Consider the following 17,898-nt stretch of genomic DNA (forward strand, 5'->3'; position numbering starts at 1 on the left):
TGCAGTCGGGTGGGGTGTCCGGCCATCAGGGCCTCGCCGCCAGGACATCGTAGGCGTGGTCCAGCTCGGCGTCGAACTGCCGCCGGGCCGGATCCGCGTCGTGGTAGGCGACGATCGCCCGGGCGCCGGCCGAGAAGCTCCACCGCGGGGCGAAGCCCGGCACCAGGGCCCGCAGCTTCGCCGTGTCGAACAGCATGGAATGCCGGAAGTCCTCGGCGAGCACGTCGCCCCAGGCGGGCAGTTGCGAGGCGATCGTCTCGCTGGAACGGTGCCGCAGCTGCGGCTCCCGGACCCCGGCCGCGGCGGCCAGGCCCCGATATATCTGGTCCCAGGTGAGGATGTCCCCGCTGACCAGGTTGACGGTCTCGCCGACCGCGTGCAGGTTGCCGAGCAGCGGCACGAAGGCCCGCGCGAAGTCGCTCGAGTGCATCAGCGTCCACAACGAGGTGCCGTCACCGTGCACGACGACGGGCTTGCCGGCCCGCATCCGCTCGACCGTCGTCCACGAGGCGGGGAACGGCACGGTCGTCTCGTCGTACGTGTGGAACGGCCGCACGATCGTCAGGGGCAACCCGGCCTCCTGGTACGCGTCCGTGAGCAGGCGCTCACAGGCGATCTTCCCGTTGCCGTAGCCGAAGCGCGGTTGTGCGACCGGCGAGGACTCGGTGATCGGCAGGTGCGGCACCGGGCGGGCGTACACCGTGCAGGTGCTGATGAACGTGTACTGGCCCGTGATCCCGGCGAACAGCTCCGGTTGGCCCGCAAGGTCGGCCGGCGTGAAGCCGACCCAGTTGACCACGGCGTCATAGCTGCGTTTTGTCACGGCCGCACGAAGAGCTTCGATGTCCCGTACGTCGAACCGCAGCTGCTCGACGTCGTCCGGCACCGGCCGGGACGGCTCGCCGCGGGTGACGACGGTCGGGCGCAGCCCCTGCGTGACCGCCTCGGCCAGGACCGCAGAGCCGATCATGCCGGCGCCGCCGAGGAAGAGCACTCGCGCGCTCATCGCACTGCCCCAAGCGAGAGCCCGCCGCCGACGAGGTAGGCGTAGCTGCGACGCAGCGCCTCGAAGGTTTCGACGTTCAGACGCTCGAGCTCGACGATGTGCCACCGCAGCCCCGAGGGTGCGGTGAGCGTACGCGTCCAGTCGATCCGTCCCTCCCCGATGGGCACCATGATGTCGTCCTCGTAGCTTACGGCCGGCCCGTCCTTGATGTGGACGAGGCGTACCCGGTCCCCGAGGCGCTGCAGCACCTCGGCCGCGTCCGCCCCGCCCATCTGCGCCCAGTAGGCGTCCAGCTCGAACACGACCCGGTCGTCGAGCTGCGCGCGCAACAGGTCGTACGCCTGCACGCCGTCGAAGCGCTGCGAGAACTCGGCGAAATGGTTGTGGTAGGCGATCGTCATGCCACGTCCCGCGGCCAGCTCGGCCGCCTCGTTGACCCGCCGCAGCCCCGCACTGATGGCATCGGGCGAGTCGAACTCCTCCCGCTCCATGCTCCACACCAGAATGCTCGCGCCCAGTTCGGCCGCGTCGTCGAGCAGCCGTTCGGCCTCCTTCCCCGCCGGGAAGGGAGTGTGCGCGCTGGTGATCTCCAGCCCGGCCCCGGCGACGGCCTCCCGGACGCGTCGCGGCCCGTACTGCTCGACCAGACCGTACGTCTCGATCCCACGGAACCCGATCGCGGCCACCCGGTCCAGGGTTCCTTCCAGGTCCTGCGACGCCTGTTCGAGCACCGTATAGGCCATCACCGCGAGAGGCCGGGCCGTCACGCGAGCTTCTCCGATCCGGCGGCCCAGCGCAGCGCGCGCCGGACGAGCTCGCGTACCGGGGGCTCGCCCCAGGAACGCATGTCGTGGCCGAGGGCGAGGTACACCACGCGTCCCCGGCCGGCCTCGCGGGCGTACATCACCGGGATCACGACGCCGTCGGCGCGGCGCCGCTGCGCGATCACCTGGATGTCGTCGTCCGCGAGCTCGAACTCGTAGTACTCGTCGAACAGCTCGAAGTCCGCCAGCCCGTCGGCGATCGGGTGGCCACCGACGATCTCGATGGTGTGCCGGCCCTCGTGGTGGCCGGGGCCGTGCGAGAGGTACCGGTTGCCGAGCAGCTCGAACAGCGGCCGGTCGGCGGCGTCGAAGCCCATGATGTTCGCGCCGTGGACGGCCACGTAGCCCTTGCCGCCGCGGACGGCGTCGGCGAGCGCCTCCTGCTGTTCGGTCGTGAACTGGCCGCCGGCCGTGTAGAAGAGGTACACATCCGCGTCCGCCGTCTCCGGCCGGGGCTCGACGAACCGGTTGGTCCCCATGGCCCGGCGGGTCACGAAGCCCGCCTCGATGCCGAGTTGCTGGTAGACGAGTGAGGCGCTGATCAGGTCGTGGTGGATGTCATCGCCGTTGACGATGACCATTGCCGTTGCCGGCTGTTGTCCAGCCATGGTGGAAGCCTTTCCGTCGGTCCGCGGCCGGGCGCCGGCCCGGCCGCAGACCCAGTCGGGTTACTTGACGGGTGTCAGCCGCAGGGCGACGACCTCGTTCGGAACCGGGGAGAAGTACGGGTTGTCCTGGCTGGGCCATCCGGTGACCTTGGCCGAGCTCCAGTTGCCGTAGCTGCCCCAGTAGAACATCGGGATCCATGGCAGGTCGTCCACGAAGATCTGCTGGATCTGGTTGATGATGGTCTGCCGCTGATCGTCGGTGGTGGCCAGCGGGTACTGCTTGAACAGCTCGGCCAGTTGCGGGTTCTGGTACCGCTCGATGTTCTGGAAGGTCGGGGTGGCCTTCCCGATCGGGTAGTACAGGTTGGGGTTGATGGTGTCGTTGTAGTACGAGAAGGCGCGCGGCGCCGAGTTCACCGGGTACCCCTGGGTCGACTGGAACTTGCCGGTCGCGGTCAGGTTGTTGATGTCGTTGACCGCGACGGTGTCGATGTTGAGCTTGATGCCGATGTCCTTGAGCTGGGACACCATCACCTGCACGCGGGCGGCGATGTCGGTGTACGCGCCGGGGAAACTGATCGAGAACTCGGCCCGCTTGCCGTCCTTGGCGTAGTAGCCGTCGCTGCCCATGGTGAAGCCGTCGCCCTCGAGCTTGGCCTTGGCGCCGGCGACGTCCTGCGTGAAGTCCTTGCCCTTCAGGGCCGGGGACACCTGCGACTCGTACGCCGGCATCGGCAGGCCGGTGACGCTGGTGGCCGGCGGAAGGCCGCTGGCCGCGCCGATCGCGGTGCGGTTGACGCCCAGGCTGATCGCCTGGCGGAAGGCGAGATCGCTCAGTGGCCACACGGTCAGGTTCGGGATAAGGCCGTCGGTTCCGGCCAGCGGCGCCCAGTAGTGGTTGTCCTTGCTCTTGGACAGGTACGTCTTCTCCGCGTCGGCGATGTACGTGCCGCCCCAGTCGGCCTGGCCGCTGACCAGCGCGTTGGTCTGGCCCTGGTTGTCCTTGTAGGCGACGAAGCGGAGACCGGTCACCCCCTTCGGCGCACCCTGCCAGTAATGCGGGTTGGCCTTGAGCAGGATGCTCTGCGGCGAGTAGCTGCCCAGTTCGTACGCGCCGGTGCCGACCGGGTTGGCGTCCGGGTACTTGGTCGGGTCGCCGGCCGTGGACCAGACATGCTGGGAGACGATGGGCGCCGAGACGATGTTCGTGAACAGCTGCTGCGACGGCTGGTCGAAGGTGAACACCACGGTGTTGTCGTCCGGCGCGGTCACTGTGGAGTTCGGCACGCCGCCGGCGTTGAGCGCGGGGTACTGCTTGAGCAGCCCATAGGTGAACACGACGTCGGCCGAGGTGAACGGCTTGCCGTCGCTCCAGGTCACGCCGGTCTGCAGGTGGGTGGTGAGCGTCTTGTTCCCGTTCGACCATTCCCACGACTTCGCGAGCCAGGGGATGTCCTTGCCGATGTCGACCGTGTTGATCTGCACCAGCGGCTCGTAGATGAAGCCGGGCGAGCCGCCCGGGGAGAACATCAGGCCCTGGGCCGTGTTGGGCAGGTATGGGTTGAAGGACTGGGTCAGGTTGTCCGACTGGCCGGCGACGACGAGGGTGACGCCGGCGCCGCTCGAGGGTTTGTCCGAGTTGGACGAGCAGGCCGCGAGGCCGATGATCAGCGCGGCGGTGGCGCCCGCGCTGATCAGCTTCCGGGCGAGAACGGGCTGTCGCATTATGACTGCTCCTTTGTTTGCGGCTCCGGGGGTTGGGGTGTGAAGGAGGTCTGGGATCGGCGGGTCTCGGCTTCCTCGTCGTCGGCGTAGAGCCAGCACCGGGTCGTGTGCGAGTCGCCGAGGTCGAAGCGCGGCGGCGCCTCGGTCTGGCAGCGCTGCATCGCGTACGGGCAGCGCGGGTGGAACCGGCACCCGGCCGGCGGGTTGATGAGGCTCGGAGGCTGGCCGATGTCCTTCACGCGTGCGCTCTCGCCGCGCGAGGGGTCCGGCGCGGACGCGATCAGCAGCTGCGTGTACGGGTGCGCGGCGTGCTGCGTCACCTCTTCGCTCGGGCCCTGCTCGATCAGCTCGCCGGCGTACATGACGGCGGTCTCGGCCGCGAAGTACCGGGCCGACGCGATGTCGTGGGTGACGTACAGCAGCGCGACGTCGCGTTCCTCCGTCAGCTTCTTCAGCAGGTTGAGGATGCCGAGCCGGATCGACACGTCGAGGCTGGACACCGGCTCGTCGGCCAGGAAGACGTCGGGGCTCGCGGCCAGGGCCCGCGCGATCGATACGCGTTGCAGCTGGCCGCCGGACAGCTCATGCGGGAACTTCTCGGTGAACTGCTCCGGGGGTACGAGGCTCACCTGGCGCAGCAGGTCGTCGACGGTGGCGCGCTGATGGGCGCGGCTGCGGTCGGCGTGGTGAATCCGCACGGCCCGCTGCAGCGTCCGCAGGATGGAGGCGACCGGGTTGAAGGAGCCGAAGGGATCCTGGAGGATCAGCTGGACCTTGCTGGCGTAGGCCCGGAACGCCTTGCCGCGGGTGGCCTTCACCGCCTGGCCCCGGTAGCGGATCTCGCCGCCGGTGACCGGGTACAGCTGGGCCAGCAGCCGCGCGAGCGTGGATTTCCCGGAGCCCGACTCGCCGACGAGCGCGGTGATGTAGCCGGGATAGAGCTTCAGCGATACGCCGTCGACGGCGTGCACGACCCGCTTGTGCCGGCGGAAAGGACTGCCGCCGCGGGCCGCGAAGTGCTTGGTGAGGTCGACGCCTTCCAGGACCGGCTCGACGCTGTCGGGAACGGTCATCGCGAGGTTCCTTCGCTCACGGAGGTGTCGTAGATCAGGCACGCGGCGTCGGTGGTGCGACCGGTGGCGGTCTCGAGCTGGTACAGCGGCGGCACGACCTCGCTGCAAGCGGCGAACGCGAGCGGGCACCGGGGGTGGAACGCGCAACCGGGTGGCGGATTGCGCAGGTTGGGCGGCGACCCGGGGATGCCGGTCAGCTCGCGCCGGGGTCCGCTGAGCGTCGGAAAGGACGCGAGCAGGCCGCGGCTGTACGGGTGCCGGGGGTCGCGGTAGAAGTCCTGCGCGGCGGCCCGCTCGACGATCCGGCCGCCGTACATGACGACGATCGTGTCGGACAGCTCGATCAGCAGGGACAGGTCGTGGGTGATGAAGATGACGGAGAAGCCGAGCTTGTCCTTCAGCTCCATGATCTTCTCGACGATCTGGCGCTGGATGACGACGTCCAGGGCGGTGGTCGGCTCGTCCATGACGATGATCTCGGGGTCGAGGGCGAGACCGATAGCGATCATGGCCCGCTGGCGCATGCCGCCCGACAGCTCGTGCGGGTAGGCGCGTACCCGATCGGGTTGGATGCCGACCAGCTGCAGCAGCTCGATGACGCGCTTGGCCCGGTCCACCTCGGTCATCTGAGGGCGGTGCGCCTTGATGGCGTCGGCGATCTGCTCGCCGATGCGCAGGACGGGGTTCAGCGCGTTCATCGCCGACTGGAAGACGATGGACAGCTCCTCCCAGCGGAAGTCGCGCAACTCCTGCTCGTTCAGGCCGAGCACGTCGACCTTGGCGCCGTCCGGGCGGGTGTAGAGGATCTGGCCGGCGCTGATCGTCGCCGGCGGCTTGTGCAGCCGGGTGATCGCGTACGCCAGCGTCGACTTCCCGGAGCCCGATTCGCCCGCGATCCCCAGCACCTCGCCGCGCCGCAGCGTGAAGGTGACGTCGTTGACGGCGGGAGTGCTGCTGCCGTACTCGCCGAGGTAGTCCACCTTGAGGTTCTGGACCTCGAGGATGACGTCCGTGCTGTCCGGGGTGAAGGGGACGGCCGCCGGGCGACTGACGCGCGGGGGGCGGCGGCGGGTCGCCCGGCGGCGCTTGGTGATCCCGCGGGCCGCCTTGCGCGTGCCGATCCCGGCCTGGCGCAGCCGCGGGTTGATGAACTCGTCGATGCCGAAGTTGACCAGGGAGAGGCCGGTGCCGAGCAGCGCGATCGCCAGGCCGGCCGGCACGAACCACCACCACGCCCCGGTCAGCAGCGCGCTGGAGACCTGGGCCCAGTACAGGATCGTGCCCCAGGACCACTGCGTCACGTCGGTCAGGCCGAGGAAGGCCAGGCCTGCCTGGGTGAGGATGGCGCCGGTGACGGTGCCCAGGAACGAGGCGGCGATGATGGCGATCTGGTTCGGGAGGATGTCCCGCAGGATGATCAGCGACGTGCGGTCACCGGTGGCGCGCGCCGCCTCGACGAAGTCCCGGCGCCGCAGCGAAAGGGTCTGCGCGCGCAGCACCCGAGCGCCCCACGCCCAGCCGGTGATCGAAATGACGAAGATGATGCCGAGCGATCCGCTGTTCGGCAGGTACGCGGCCAGGATGATCGTCAGCGGCAGGGCCGGCAGCACCAGGAAGACGTTGGCCACCAAGGAAAGCAGCTCGTCCGCGGCGCCACCGAGATAGCCGGCGAGCAGCCCGACGAGCACCGACAGGAACGTGCTCACGACGGCCGCGCCCACGCCGACGAACATCGACACCCGGGCGCCGTACAGCATCTGGGAGAAGATGTCCTGCCCGTTCTGGGTGGTGCCGAGCCAGTGGGCGGCCGACGGCGCCGCGGTCGCCGCGTCCGACACCGCGGACGGGTCGTACGGGGCAAGCCAGGGGCCGATGATCGCGACGACGGCGAAGAAGATCGTGATGATGACGCCGGTCGCGGTCAGCGGACGGCCGAGCGCACGCAGCCAGGCCCGGCGGGAGGCGCGGGGGCCGGCCTCGGATGCCTGCGCCTCCATGTTGATTGCGGCGACCATGCTCACGCCTCCCGGGTGCGCGGATCGAGGAAGGTGTACGCGACGTCGGCCAGCAGGTTGGCGATCAGCACCATGACCGTGATGAAGAGGAAGATCGCCGACATCAGCGGGTAGTCGGCGGCCTGTGCCGCCTTGAACAGGACGGTGCCGATGCCCGGGTAGTTGAAGACCACCTCGGTCACGATCGAGCCGCCGACGACGAAACCGAGTGACATGGCGAACCCCGACAGGGACGGCAGCATCGCGTTGCGGGCGGCGTAGGTGAAGACGACCCGGCGCGGCGGCAGGCCCTTGGCCTCGGCCAGCCGCACGTAGTCCTCGCTGAGGGTGGTGACCATCATGTTGCGCATGCCGATCAGCCAGCCGCCCACGGACGCGGCGATGATCGTGAACGCCGGGAGCACCGCGTAGTACAGGGCGCTGGAGATGAACGGCCAGTTGAGACCGATCGTCGCGTCCCAGGAGTAGCCGCCCGAGATCGGGAACCACTTGAGGGTCATCGCGAACAGCAGCACGACGATGATCGCGAACCAGAAGTACGGGATCGAGGAGACGAACGTGGTGACCGGTACGAGGGAGTCGAGCCAGGTGCCACGTTTCCAGCCGGCGAGCACCCCGAGCCCGGTACCGAGCACGAAGGCGATGACGGTGCACAGGGTGATGAGCACGAGCGTCCACCACATGCTGGTGCGCAGCACTTCGCTCACCGTGGCCGGGTAGTACGCGTACGAGAGTCCGAAGTCGCCGGTGAACACGTTGTGCCAGTAGTCCAGGTACTGCTGCCACAGGCTCTTGTCGCTCTGCCCGAACAGCGCCCGCATCGCCGTGACCGCGGACGGGCTGAGACGGCCGTGGAACTGGTTGATGAGGTGCTCGGCCGGGTCGCCCGGCATGATCCGCGGGATGAGGAAGTTCAGGCTGATCGCCGCCCAGGCGGTGACCAGGTAGAAGAACGCGCGGCGCAGCAACGATTTCACGGTGCTTCACCCACGGTCCACCGCGCCGCACGCCGGACGATCTCGCGCACGCCGGGCTCTCCCCAGCTGCGCATGTCGTGCCCGAACTGGACGTAACACACCCGACCTGCTCCCTTCTGCCGTACGTGAACGAGCGGTTCGTGTCGCTGCCCGGCCGCGCGCCAGGCCACGGCATGCGCGGGTGTGCGCAGATCCAGCACGTAGTGTTCGTGGGTGATCTCGAACGGCTGCAGACCTCGCACGAGCGGGTGACCGACGTCGACGTTCACCCGGTAACGGCTTTCGTGCGGCCGCGGGCCGTGACCGGCGTACCGGCTGCCGATCAGATCGGCGAGCGGGGCGTCCGCCGCCAGCACGTTGGACGCGTGGATGGCGATGAGTCCCGTTCCGGCTTCGACGCGCCGCTCGAGCTCGCGCTGTGCCGCTGTGCCGAACCAGCCCGCTGCCGTGTACAGCACGACCAGGTCCGCGTGCTGCCGGGGCACGGCGGTCAGGTGGCCGGTGCCCATCCCGACGGTCGCCGCGAAGCCGGCCTCGCCCAGCAGCCCCGGCAGTTCCATGGCGGCGGTGAAGATGTCCTCGTACACGTCGTCGCCGTTGACCACGACCAGGGCGCGCCGCGCGGAGGTGCTTGATCGTGTCGTCATGGCGCCTCAGTACGTCGACCGCAGTTCGCCGACCGGGTGCCAGAACCCGGTCCGCAGTCCGGCGGTCAGGGCGTTGTCGAGCTGTCGCAGCGGTAGCTCGATCCGGCGCCGGGACCGGCTGCTCTCGTACGTGGCGAAGATGACCTCGGCGCCGGCGAGCGCGTGCGCCGCCGCGCAGACCGGCTCGGTGCCCGCGCCGAGGCTCGTGATGGCATCCGAGATCGCTTCGGCCGTGCCGGCCACGATCGCCGGGTCGACACCGCGCTCCCAGTGCGTGGCGTCGCGGTCGAACGGCGACTCGAGGACCACGTCCTCCGCGCCGAAACGACGCACGACGCAGCGCGCACCGCGGGCATCGAGCCGGCCCCCGGTTCCCTGTACCAGAATTCCCAGGTTGTTCTGGAGGTTCAGCGAGGGAGTCCATGGTTCCCGGCCGGTCGCGATGATCGCGCTGATGCCGTTGGCCCACCTGACCTGGGTCAGCGAGGCGGTCTCCGCGAACGCGCCGTAGACGTACCGGTTGACCGAGACGTCCACCTGCCCGATGACCGACTGGGCGGGCGCGTCGCCGAGGTAGAAGAACATGAGGTCGATGACGTGTGCGCCCCAGTCGCCCAGATTCGGGCAATATCCTTCGATGCTCACGACATCGCCGAGCACGCCGCCCACGATCTGCTCCCGAGCGAAGCGGTGGACCGCCTCGAAGCGGCGTTGCAGGTTGACCGTCAGCTGCACCCCGGCGTCCCGTGTCACGCGCGCCATCTCGAGCGCGTCGCCGTACGAAAGAGCGACCGGCTTCTCGCAGTGGATCGCCCGGGCGCCGGCGGCGACCGCCGCGCGTACCACGTCGAGGTGCTGGGCCGGCGGGGTACACACCGAGACCAGTTCGGGCCGCTGCGTTTCCAGCAGCTCGCGGTAGTCCTCGTACACCGCGGGGATGCTGAGGTCGTCCGCCAGCTCCTGGGCCGCGGCGCGGTTGATGTCGGCGACCGCGAGCAGCCGCGCGCGGGCGTCCGCCGCATAGCCACGGGCGTGGACGCGGCCCTGGGAGCCGGCGGCGATCACCGCTGCCGTGTAGGAATCCATGTCCGGCACCCCCCTCTGGCGTCTCGTCCAAGTGCAGTCCAAAGCTATACCACTTCAGGCCATGAAGTCCAGAAGGAAGATCGGCCGCCGCCGTCGACCTGGTCGAGACCATGCTCAAGGGGATTTGCCGGGAAATATGCGGTCCAGGTCACAGCATTCCACTGCGTACCAATCTTTATCCAGTGGGTACCTCCGGGGCTACACTCCAAGCCGGCTCGCCGACCACTCCAGGCACCGCGGGCACGCAGCACGCGCCTCGTCAGAAAGCTGCCAGCCAATGCTCATCAGCCAGATCGTCGCCCCACGCACCTCCGAGATCGTCGAACTCCCCGACCCCGAACCCGGCCCCGGCCAGGTGCTCGTCGAGGTTCTCGCGTGCGGCGTCTGCACCTCCGACATCGCACCGTGGCGCTCCGGCGGCAGTCGCGAAGAGCCGCTCCGTCTCGGCCATGAGATGGTCGGCCGGGTACTCACCACCGGAGCGCACGCGGGGCGCTGGGCGCGCGGACAGCTGGTCACCGGCCTCGGCGACCGGGGCTTCGCTACGCGTGCCGTCCTGGACGCGAACGCCATCCTGCCCGTGCCGGCGGGCATCGCCCCGGAGCACGCGATCGGCGAGCCGATCGCCGACCTGGAGGAGGCGCTGGCCCGCACGAACCCGCAGCCCGGCGACCGGATCGCCGTCGTCGGCCTCGGCTTCATGGGCCTCGGGCTGATCCAACTCGCCAAGACCCGCGCGCCGGGCCTGCTCGTCGGCGTCGACCCGAGCCCTCATGCCCGCGAACGGGCCGTCCGGATGGGCGCCGACCTGGCCTTCCACCCCGACGACGTGCCGTCGGGGATGCGCGGCGAGTTCACACCCGGCAACGACGGGCGGATGGACATCGTGCTGGAGGCCACCGGCGTCACGCCCGGGCTCGAGGCATCCTCCCCGCTCGTGCGCCCGTTCGGAACGCTCTGCGTGGTCGGATACCACCACGCCGGCACAGCGAAGATGGACATGGACCTCTGGTACAAGGGGGCCACGATCGTCAACGGCTTCTGCCCCGACCGCGGCCGGCTCGTTGCCGCGATGCACAACGCGCTCGAGCTCATCGCGTCCGGTCGCGTCAGCTACGAACCGCTGATCACGAATCGCTTCGGCCTGGACGGCATCGATGCCGCGTACAAGCTGATGGACACGCGCGACGCCGCCTTCGTCAAGTCGGTCGTGCTGCCCACCGCTTGACGGGATCTCGCCGCATCGAGGTGCCGCGGCCGGCACTCAGCGCGCCGCGCACACCGCCAGCACGTACCAGCCCGAGTGCGGGATCCACTGCTCAGCCCAGCGCCATTGCTCGCCGTCCGGCGCATCGTCCGGCAGCAGGGCGATCGCGTCCTCATCGTGGAACCCGCTGGTGATGCCGTTGGCGATGCCGCCCGGGCTGTTCTGATACTCGCTGGAGTAGTCCGGGTTGTTGCGACCCTTGCCCTGCAGCATGCAGCTGTCGAAGGGGTTGAGGCCGCCCACCCAGCCGAGTACGTCATCGGCCAGCCGCAACAGCCGTTCGCGCAGCTCCGGGGAGACTTCGTCGAGCCGGGCCCCGAGCGTCGCCGCGTACGCCAGCGAGGCCAGGCCCGCATTCTCGCCCTGCCACCAATAGCCGGTCTCGTTCTCGTGCGGGTAGAAGAACGCGTCGCGGGCCTCGCCGCCGATCGGCTGAACGCGCTGGCGCGGGTAGCCGAAGGGGTTGGGCACCGCGTCGGTGCGCCGGGCGAGGTCGGCGAGCAGGGCGCTCGCGAGGCCGCGGGCCTCCGATGCGGTGTCCGGCAGTTGCTCCGCCGCCAGGATCAGTGCAATGACCGGCAACCCCGGTTCCGTCGCGTGGAAGAACGGGGCGCCCGTCGCGTCACCGACGAGGTATCCGACGCCGTCGTCGTCGAACCGGCGCCGCGCCGTGAGCGCCCGCGCCCGCGCGCGGGCGGCCTGCTCGAACGCCACGACATCGGCACCTCGTCGCCGCCCGGCGCGTACCAGCTCGGTCGCCGCCATGAGCGCGCAGTACTCGTCGATGATCGACTCGCGCCCGTCGAACAGGTACTTCGTGTTGTGCCGCTCCAGGTGCTCGAACCCGCGGACCGCCGCCGTCCAGTACTCCTCGGGGCCGAACTCGCCGGCCTGGTCGAGGGTCGCCGCACGGGCGAGGGCCGCGATGGCCATCCCGCCGCCGTGCCGGTACGCGGCCTGCCAGCGCTGGGTACGCACGCTGTCCTGCAATGGCGCGGTGATGACCCGCTCCTCGAGGACCTTGGTGAGCGCGTCGAAGATGCCGGTGTAGAAGTAGCCATCGGGCGACCGGAAGCGCATCAGGAAGTCGGCCCCGTGCAACGCCTCGTCGCGCAGCCGCGCGTGCTGGCTGGTGCGGAAGCCAGGGTGCACCGCGGGCAATTCCGCAGCCGCCTGCGCGAGCGCCCAGGCCACGAGCGGAATCTGCTGCGGGCTCATCATCCGGGTGTACGTCAGGTGGCTGAGGAACTTGCTGTAGTCACCGGAGGCGTCGAGCCAGCCTCCGTGGGCGTCGACCTCCCGGCCCGAGTCGTCGCCGTAGAAGCGCGCGTGCCGGTCCTTGCGGTCGATCTCCCCACTCGAGCGCGCCGAGCGGAAGTAGGCGGTGATGTCGGCCACGGCGGATCCCGGCCGCACGTGCTCCCCGATGCGGAAGGCCGTCGAGGACAGCACTCGGCCGTCCACGACCGCCTCGACGCGGTATTCGCCCGGCTCGGTGACGTCGTCGAATCGGAGGGGGTGGTAGACCGTCGCGGACCATCCGGCGGCGCACTGCGCCTCGGCGGGCCGCAGCTGCCGGGTCCAGCCGTCTTCCCGTACGAGACGGGCCGAGACGGGCGCGGCCGAGGGTGTCGTCGCGAGCAGCGCCTGCTTTGTTGCCTGGGCGTTGTATCCCAAGTGAGACACCAGGACAGCCGGCGCGTCCTCTCCAACCAGTCTCATCAGCCGCCCTCGTTTCGTATTACCGCTGCGATACCAAATGAATACCACACGATACAAATCGCAGCGACGCGGACGGCGACGGCTGCGATCACCGGCTCGACGGGCGACATCACAGCTTCTGATCTGCAAAGACCCGGGGTCAGATGCGGTTGCTGTTCAGACGTCGAGCTCGGCCGGCTGCCCGGCGGATGCCGCCGTGATGCGGTCGAGCCATTCGACCAGCAAGTGGCGCTCGGCGTCGCTGAGCGCTCCCAGTTGCGGCACGACAGCCCGGAGGGCGACGGCCGTCGCGACGGGTCCGTCCGGCGCCTCGGCGGGGGCGTCGGTCAGGATACGGCCCAGGACGGCGTTCATCATCGCGTCGCCAAGGGATGGATCCCGCTGGTCCCGCGGTGTCGCCAGCAGTGTCTGAATGGTCCCGACGCCGGCAGCCTGGATGAGGTCGACCGCATGCGGTTCGGGGACCCGGAGCCGGCCGGCCGCCGCCAACCGATGGATGCGCGTTTCCAGAACCTGTCGGCCCATGCGGGCAGCGGGTGAGCCACGCACGTGTTCCGGGTCACTCAGCAGACGGAACACTGCCGGGTTGGCGAGACCGAACTCGATCTGCTTGCGCCAGCTCGCGCGTAGATCGTCCAGTGGGTCGACATCTGCCGTCGTGGCCGCCGCCACGCCTGCGGCTTTTTCCGAGACGAACGCGGCCATGACATGCTCAGCCACCGCCTCGAGCAGACCGTCCTTGTCGCCGAACAGGCGGTAGATGGTCGGCGCCTGGACGCCGGCCCGTTCGGCAACGCCGCGAGTCGTCACCGCACTGGGTCCGCCCTCGCGCAACAGCCACGCGGCAGCGCCGACGATCGCCTCCCGGGTGTCCGCTCGGCTCTTGCCCGCCTCACTCACGAACCAATGATAACACCGACTTGCTATCATCCCGTATCGGCGATACCGTGACCACGTTTCCATCGATAACAGGAGGAAGTCATGATCGTCGTGACCGGAGCGACTGGAGCCCTCAACGGCGCGACCGTCGACCACCTGCTCGAACGCCTGCCCGCGAGCGAGATCGCGGTGGCCGTGCGCGACACCTCGAAGGCCGCACGCTTCGCGCGGCGTGGTGTCGAAGTCAGGCGCGGCGACTACGCTCACCCCGACTCTCTGCCTGCGGCGTTCGCCGGGGCGGACCAACTGCTGCTCGTCTCCTCCAACGATCCGACTGCGGACGCGATCGGCCTGCACCGCGCGGCAGTCGATGCGGCAGTCACAGCCGATGTAAAACGGATCCTCTACACCAGTCACCAGGCTGCCGCACCCGACAACCCGTTCGCTCCCGGACGGGACCACTTCGCCACCGAGCAACTCTTGGCCGCCTCCGGGATCCCATGGACCTCTCTGCGCAACGGGTTCTATGCCCACAGCCTCAAGTGGCTCGCCGGCCCATGGCGCGAGACGGGCGTGATCGCGGTGCCCAGCGATGGACCGGTGTCCTGGACGGCACGCGAGGACGCAGCTGAGGCAGCCGCCATTATCCTGGCCGCACGCGGCCCGTACGACGGCCCGATCACCATCACCGCGCCCGCGGCCCCGACCTTCACCGAGCTCGCCGAGATCGCCTCCGAGCTATCGGGACGAACCGTCCGGTTCCAACGGATCGACGCGGAGGAATGGGCCGCCGCGCAGAGCGCCGCCGGACAACCGGAGCACATGACGCGTTTCCTGCTCGGCTTCTACCAGGCCGCGCAGGGCGGATTCTTCGCCGGCACCGACCCGCTGCTCGGCGAGCTCCTCGACCGTCAACCACGCAACGCCCGGGACGCCCTGCAGGCGACGAGTGAATAGCGCAAAGACACCGCAGTAACCAGCCGAGATCGGGTGGGCTCGCGGTGGCGTGCCTATGCCGGCGCGGTTTCTGCTGATCGCGGCAGCGTTCGGGGTAGCCCGAATCGGCGTAGGACGTCTGTGGGGAACAGCGTCAGGGCGCTGATGTGGGTGCCGGCGAGGGTGATGACGAGTAGTCCGGCGGCATGTTGGATTTCGGCGTGAGGGTCGGTGCGGTACATGGCGAGGGCGGGTACCTCGTCCCCAACGCGGACGTCGTACGCCTGCCCGGGCAACGGACGAGCAACAATGCAGAATTCCCGTCGTGGTCGTATCCCGACGACGGGCCGTTTATGGCTTAAACAACGGAGGTCCGTGATTTACCCATGGCGGTTTGCGCTCACTCGTCCGCCGTCAGGCGGTGCGGCCGACGGCGGCGCGGCAGCAGCAGGGCGACACGGTCGAGCAGCGCCTCGAGGGCTTCGTCGAAGTCCTGGGCCGCGAAGTCGAGCGACAGGTGTGGTTCGAGGCGTTGCAACAGCGGATAGCCGCTCAGGTCCTCGGTCGGCATGACGTCGGGTTCCTCGACCGGACCGGTTTCCACTCCGCGGCCGGCCACCTCGAGCAGCAGGTAACCGAGCAGGAAGCTGCTGAACGTACGGTAGACCGCGGCGGCGTTCTCGTCGGAGAAGCCGGCGTCGGTCATGACCTGCAGCAGCGACTCGATCCAGCGCAGGCTGCGCAGCGGCGGCCGCACCCAGGGTGCCGCCGTCGGCCGCGTCGCCACCAGCGGAAACACCTCGGGATGTGTGAGGGCGATGCGGCGCAGGCCGTGGCCGAGGCGCTGCAGGTAGTCGACCCACCCGGCGTGTGCCTCGAGGTGCACCTCCGGGTCGTTGAACAACTCGTCGACGACCGCCTCGACGACCCCGTCGAGCAGCGCCTCCCGTCCCGGTACGTAGCGGTAGAGGGCCATGCCCTCCACGCCGAGGTAGGCACCTAGACGCTGCATGGTCAGCATCCGCAGGCCGTGCTCGTCGATGAACCGCACCGCGGCGGCGATGATGCGCTCCGCATCCAGCCCGCCGCGACCTGATCCGGGGCCACCAGCGCGGGCCTCGGGCGTGACGGCGTCCCTCATGCCGTCCCTCCCTTCCCGCGCCGGGCGCTACCCCGGCCAGTCTGTCATATGTCGACATCGGTGGCATGCAGGCCTTTCCTCGCGTCAATGATCACCTTTACCTTCGACCCGGCCAAGGTCGTTTATGCGATAAACCGGAAGAGGGTTAAAAGCGATTGAGGAGGGCATGCAGACCAACAATGACCGATTCGTAGGAGGCAACGTGAGTGAGTCGACAACCGGTGCGTATGCGCCGGAGCACGCCGTGGGCGACGACCCGTCAAAGGTCAAACAAGTCGCCGGTACGACCCAGCAGGCGGCCGGCCATGCGGTGAGCGAGGTCAAGGACACCGCCGGGCAGCAGGCTCAGCGTGTGGGCGACGAAGCCAAGACCCAGGTTCGCAACGTGGCCGGTGACGTCCGGGCCAAGGTCAACCAGCAGGCGCACGCACAGAATGACCGCTTGGTCGGGAGCATCCGGCAGACCGCGGATCAACTCGACGAGATGCGCGGTGACCGTGCCGACAGTCCAGCCGCGACGGTGGTTTCCCGGGTGGCCGACGGTGGCCGGCAACTGGCCGACTACCTGGACCGCAACGGCCCCGAGGGAGTGCTGCGCGAGGTGCAGGACTTCGCCCGGCGCCGCCCCGGCGCCTTCCTGGCAACCGCGTTGGCCGCCGGGTTCGTCGTCGGCCGGCTGGGCAAGAGTGTCGCCGTGGCCGACCCGGCTGCCGGTGGCAGCGACGTGAAGCCGCCCAGCGATGCGTTCGCGGCCAGCTACGACCCGGCCGACGTAGCCACGGGCCCGGCACCGTACGCGGGCACCGAGACGGCCGAGCCGATCGGCAGCTACCCCGCAACCGAGTACGCCTCCACCGGCACCGGCACCCCGATCGTGGTCGACGAGGAGTTCCCGGTCGCCCAGACGGAGCCGCGGCCATGAACATCCCCTATCCAGAAGACCAGTCGGAGCAGGTGAGCGAGAAGTCGATCGGTGAGCTGATCGGCAACATCAGCGACGATCTCTCGCAGTTGTTCCGTCAGGAGGTCGAGCTCGCGAAGGCCGAGCTCAAGGAGGAAGCGACCAAGGCCGGCAAGGCCGCCGGGATGCTCGGCGGCGCTGGGTTCGCCGGCTATCTGGCCGTCGTGCTGCTCAGCTTCGCGGCGGTGTTCGGCCTGGCGAACGTCATGGACGCCGGGTGGGCGGCCCTGATCGTCGCCGTCGTCTGGGGCGTCATCGGCGCCGCACTGTACGCGACCGGCCGCAACAGACTGAAGACCGTCGACCCCATGCCGCGGCGCACCGTCGACACGATCAAGGAGGACGCGCGATGGCTGAAGAACCCGACCGGCTGAGGCACGACATCGAACGCACCCGGGCTTCGCTGACGCAGGATGTCGACCTGCTCGCGGAGAAGACCAGTCCCACGATGGCCGCCAAGCGGCGCTGGACGGCCGCGAAGGAGAAAGTGATGGGCACCACCGAGCGGGCCCGGCAAACCACCGGTGACGCTACCTCGTCCGCGGTGAGCACTATTCAGGACAAGGCGTCCGGGCTGGGCAACACGGCCGGGGAAAAGGCGCACGACGCGGCCGATGCCGTACGCAACGCGCCCCGCCAGGTGACCGCGCAGACACAGGGCAACCCGCTCGCCGCGGGCCTCATCGCGTTCGGCATCGGACTGCTCGCCGCTACCGTGATTCCGGTCAGCGACGCCGAACGGCGCGCCGGCCAGGAACTCAAGGACCGCAGCGGTGACCTCACCGATCAGGTCAAGAACGTCGCCGACGAGATGAAGGACGACCTGTCTGGCAGCGTGCAGCACGCCGCCGAGCGGGTCAAGGACACCGCTCAGGACGCCGCACAGACCACCAAGGTGCAGGCGCAGGCCTCGGCGCAGGACGCCAAGGACGAGACGAAGCGGGCCGCGCAGAACGCCTGATACCAACCCGCTGATGCCGGTTGTCGCCGTGCCGGCATCAGCGGGCGGACCACCTCACATCCACGAACCT

Annotated in this window: 17 protein-coding genes; 5 read left to right on the top strand and 12 right to left on the bottom strand. The window is 69.2% G+C overall.

Features of this window, described 5'->3' with window-relative positions; all coding sequences use genetic code 11:
* Window positions 1-25 precede the first annotated feature (25 nt).
* The 9 genes from A3CQ_RS0105365 to A3CQ_RS0105405 are packed head-to-tail and all read right to left on the bottom strand — an operon-like array spanning window position 26 to window position 9,961.
* Window positions 26-1,006 (bottom strand): NAD-dependent epimerase/dehydratase family protein, encoded by a 981-nt coding sequence (locus tag A3CQ_RS0105365; RefSeq protein WP_026205340.1) that lies wholly within the window; start codon window positions 1,004-1,006, stop codon window positions 26-28.
* Entirely contained in the window at window positions 1,003-1,773 is a 771-nt protein-coding gene (locus A3CQ_RS0105370) for a sugar phosphate isomerase/epimerase family protein (RefSeq protein ID WP_020509890.1), read from the bottom strand. Before A3CQ_RS0105370 ends, A3CQ_RS0105365 begins: the two co-directional genes overlap by 4 nt.
* Entirely contained in the window at window positions 1,770-2,438 is a 669-nt protein-coding gene (locus A3CQ_RS0105375) for a ThuA domain-containing protein (RefSeq protein WP_040431328.1), read from the bottom strand. The genes A3CQ_RS0105370 and A3CQ_RS0105375 overlap by 4 nt, the downstream gene beginning before the upstream one ends.
* Before the next feature lie 60 nt (window positions 2,439-2,498).
* Window positions 2,499-4,163: an ABC transporter substrate-binding protein gene (locus tag A3CQ_RS0105380; protein WP_020509892.1), complete on the bottom strand. Its 1,665-nt coding sequence runs from the start codon at window positions 4,161-4,163 to the stop codon at window positions 2,499-2,501.
* A complete protein-coding gene (locus tag A3CQ_RS0105385) occupies window positions 4,163-5,236 on the bottom strand; it encodes an ABC transporter ATP-binding protein (RefSeq protein WP_020509893.1) in 1,074 nt (357 codons plus the stop codon). The genes A3CQ_RS0105380 and A3CQ_RS0105385 overlap by 1 nt, the downstream gene beginning before the upstream one ends.
* Window positions 5,233-7,251 carry a dipeptide/oligopeptide/nickel ABC transporter permease/ATP-binding protein gene (locus A3CQ_RS62545; protein WP_245576998.1) on the bottom strand — a complete coding sequence of 673 codons (2,019 nt, stop codon included), beginning with the start codon at window positions 7,249-7,251 and terminating at the stop codon, window positions 5,233-5,235. The genes A3CQ_RS0105385 and A3CQ_RS62545 overlap by 4 nt, the downstream gene beginning before the upstream one ends.
* Before the next feature lie 2 nt (window positions 7,252-7,253).
* Window positions 7,254-8,228 carry an ABC transporter permease gene (locus tag A3CQ_RS0105395; RefSeq protein WP_020509895.1) on the bottom strand — a complete coding sequence of 325 codons (975 nt, stop codon included), beginning with the start codon at window positions 8,226-8,228 and terminating at the stop codon, window positions 7,254-7,256.
* On the bottom strand, window positions 8,225-8,875 hold the full coding sequence (locus A3CQ_RS0105400; RefSeq protein ID WP_040431330.1) for a ThuA domain-containing protein: 651 nt from the start codon (window positions 8,873-8,875) through the stop codon (window positions 8,225-8,227). Before A3CQ_RS0105400 ends, A3CQ_RS0105395 begins: the two co-directional genes overlap by 4 nt.
* Window positions 8,876-8,881: 6 nt before the next feature.
* Complete coding sequence (locus tag A3CQ_RS0105405) at window positions 8,882-9,961, bottom strand: Gfo/Idh/MocA family protein (protein ID WP_020509897.1); 1,080 nt, start codon at window positions 9,959-9,961, stop codon at window positions 8,882-8,884.
* 277 nt (window positions 9,962-10,238) lie between these two features.
* Here A3CQ_RS0105405 and A3CQ_RS0105410 point away from each other — a divergent pair, with 277 nt between their 5' ends.
* Window positions 10,239-11,189, top strand: coding sequence for a zinc-dependent alcohol dehydrogenase (locus A3CQ_RS0105410; protein WP_020509898.1), 951 nt, complete (start codon window positions 10,239-10,241; stop codon window positions 11,187-11,189).
* A gap of 36 nt (window positions 11,190-11,225) precedes the next feature.
* Here A3CQ_RS0105410 and A3CQ_RS0105415 read toward each other — a convergent pair whose 3' ends face one another.
* Entirely contained in the window at window positions 11,226-12,950 is a 1,725-nt protein-coding gene (locus A3CQ_RS0105415; protein ID WP_026205343.1) for a glycoside hydrolase family 9 protein, read from the bottom strand.
* Between the two features lie 156 nt (window positions 12,951-13,106).
* Window positions 13,107-13,850: a TetR/AcrR family transcriptional regulator gene (locus A3CQ_RS0105420; protein WP_020509900.1), complete on the bottom strand. Its 744-nt coding sequence runs from the start codon at window positions 13,848-13,850 to the stop codon at window positions 13,107-13,109.
* 81 nt (window positions 13,851-13,931) lie between these two features.
* Here A3CQ_RS0105420 and A3CQ_RS0105425 point away from each other — a divergent pair, with 81 nt between their 5' ends.
* Entirely contained in the window at window positions 13,932-14,786 is an 855-nt protein-coding gene (locus A3CQ_RS0105425) for an NmrA family NAD(P)-binding protein (protein WP_020509901.1), read from the top strand.
* Window positions 14,787-15,165: 379 nt separating this feature from the next.
* Here A3CQ_RS0105425 and A3CQ_RS0105430 read toward each other — a convergent pair whose 3' ends face one another.
* Window positions 15,166-15,906 (bottom strand): TetR/AcrR family transcriptional regulator C-terminal domain-containing protein, encoded by a 741-nt coding sequence (locus tag A3CQ_RS0105430; RefSeq protein WP_051115139.1) that lies wholly within the window; start codon window positions 15,904-15,906, stop codon window positions 15,166-15,168.
* A 202-nt stretch (window positions 15,907-16,108) separates the two neighbouring features.
* Here A3CQ_RS0105430 and A3CQ_RS57120 point away from each other — a divergent pair, with 202 nt between their 5' ends.
* From A3CQ_RS57120 to A3CQ_RS0105445, 3 genes are read left to right on the top strand one after another with little or no spacing between them, the layout of a single operon-like run.
* Window positions 16,109-16,828, top strand: coding sequence for a hypothetical protein (locus tag A3CQ_RS57120; protein WP_026205344.1), 720 nt, complete (start codon window positions 16,109-16,111; stop codon window positions 16,826-16,828).
* Entirely contained in the window at window positions 16,825-17,241 is a 417-nt protein-coding gene (locus tag A3CQ_RS0105440) for a phage holin family protein (RefSeq protein WP_026205345.1), read from the top strand. The genes A3CQ_RS57120 and A3CQ_RS0105440 overlap by 4 nt, the downstream gene beginning before the upstream one ends.
* Window positions 17,217-17,828 (top strand): DUF3618 domain-containing protein, encoded by a 612-nt coding sequence (locus tag A3CQ_RS0105445; protein WP_020509905.1) that lies wholly within the window; start codon window positions 17,217-17,219, stop codon window positions 17,826-17,828. The genes A3CQ_RS0105440 and A3CQ_RS0105445 overlap by 25 nt, the downstream gene beginning before the upstream one ends.
* Window positions 17,829-17,898: the final 70 nt, after the last annotated feature.

This window comes from Paractinoplanes globisporus DSM 43857 (assembly GCF_000379645.1).
GTDB classification, from domain to species: domain Bacteria; phylum Actinomycetota; class Actinomycetes; order Mycobacteriales; family Micromonosporaceae; genus Actinoplanes; species Actinoplanes globisporus.

Excerpts from the sequence above, each read along its gene's own strand:
- A3CQ_RS0105365 (WP_026205340.1), bottom strand. The coding sequence starts at position 1,006 with ATGAGCGCGCGAGTGCTCTTCCTCGGCGGCGCCGGCATGATCGGCTCT.
- A3CQ_RS0105375 (WP_040431328.1), bottom strand. The coding sequence starts at position 2,438 with ATGGCTGGACAACAGCCGGCAACGGCAATGGTCATCGTCAACGGCGAT.
- A3CQ_RS0105380 (WP_020509892.1), bottom strand. The coding sequence starts at position 4,163 with ATGCGACAGCCCGTTCTCGCCCGGAAGCTGATCAGCGCGGGCGCCACC.
- A3CQ_RS0105385 (WP_020509893.1), bottom strand. The coding sequence starts at position 5,236 with ATGACCGTTCCCGACAGCGTCGAGCCGGTCCTGGAAGGCGTCGACCTC.
- A3CQ_RS62545 (WP_245576998.1), bottom strand. The coding sequence starts at position 7,251 with ATGGTCGCCGCAATCAACATGGAGGCGCAGGCATCCGAGGCCGGCCCC.
- A3CQ_RS0105400 (WP_040431330.1), bottom strand. The coding sequence starts at position 8,875 with ATGACGACACGATCAAGCACCTCCGCGCGGCGCGCCCTGGTCGTGGTC.
- A3CQ_RS0105405 (WP_020509897.1), bottom strand. The coding sequence starts at position 9,961 with ATGGATTCCTACACGGCAGCGGTGATCGCCGCCGGCTCCCAGGGCCGC.
- A3CQ_RS0105410 (WP_020509898.1), top strand. The coding sequence starts at position 10,239 with ATGCTCATCAGCCAGATCGTCGCCCCACGCACCTCCGAGATCGTCGAA.
- A3CQ_RS0105415 (WP_026205343.1), bottom strand. The coding sequence starts at position 12,950 with ATGAGACTGGTTGGAGAGGACGCGCCGGCTGTCCTGGTGTCTCACTTG.
- A3CQ_RS0105425 (WP_020509901.1), top strand. The coding sequence starts at position 13,932 with ATGATCGTCGTGACCGGAGCGACTGGAGCCCTCAACGGCGCGACCGTC.
- A3CQ_RS0105430 (WP_051115139.1), bottom strand. The coding sequence starts at position 15,906 with ATGAGGGACGCCGTCACGCCCGAGGCCCGCGCTGGTGGCCCCGGATCA.
- A3CQ_RS0105440 (WP_026205345.1), top strand. The coding sequence starts at position 16,825 with ATGAACATCCCCTATCCAGAAGACCAGTCGGAGCAGGTGAGCGAGAAG.
- A3CQ_RS0105445 (WP_020509905.1), top strand. The coding sequence starts at position 17,217 with ATGGCTGAAGAACCCGACCGGCTGAGGCACGACATCGAACGCACCCGG.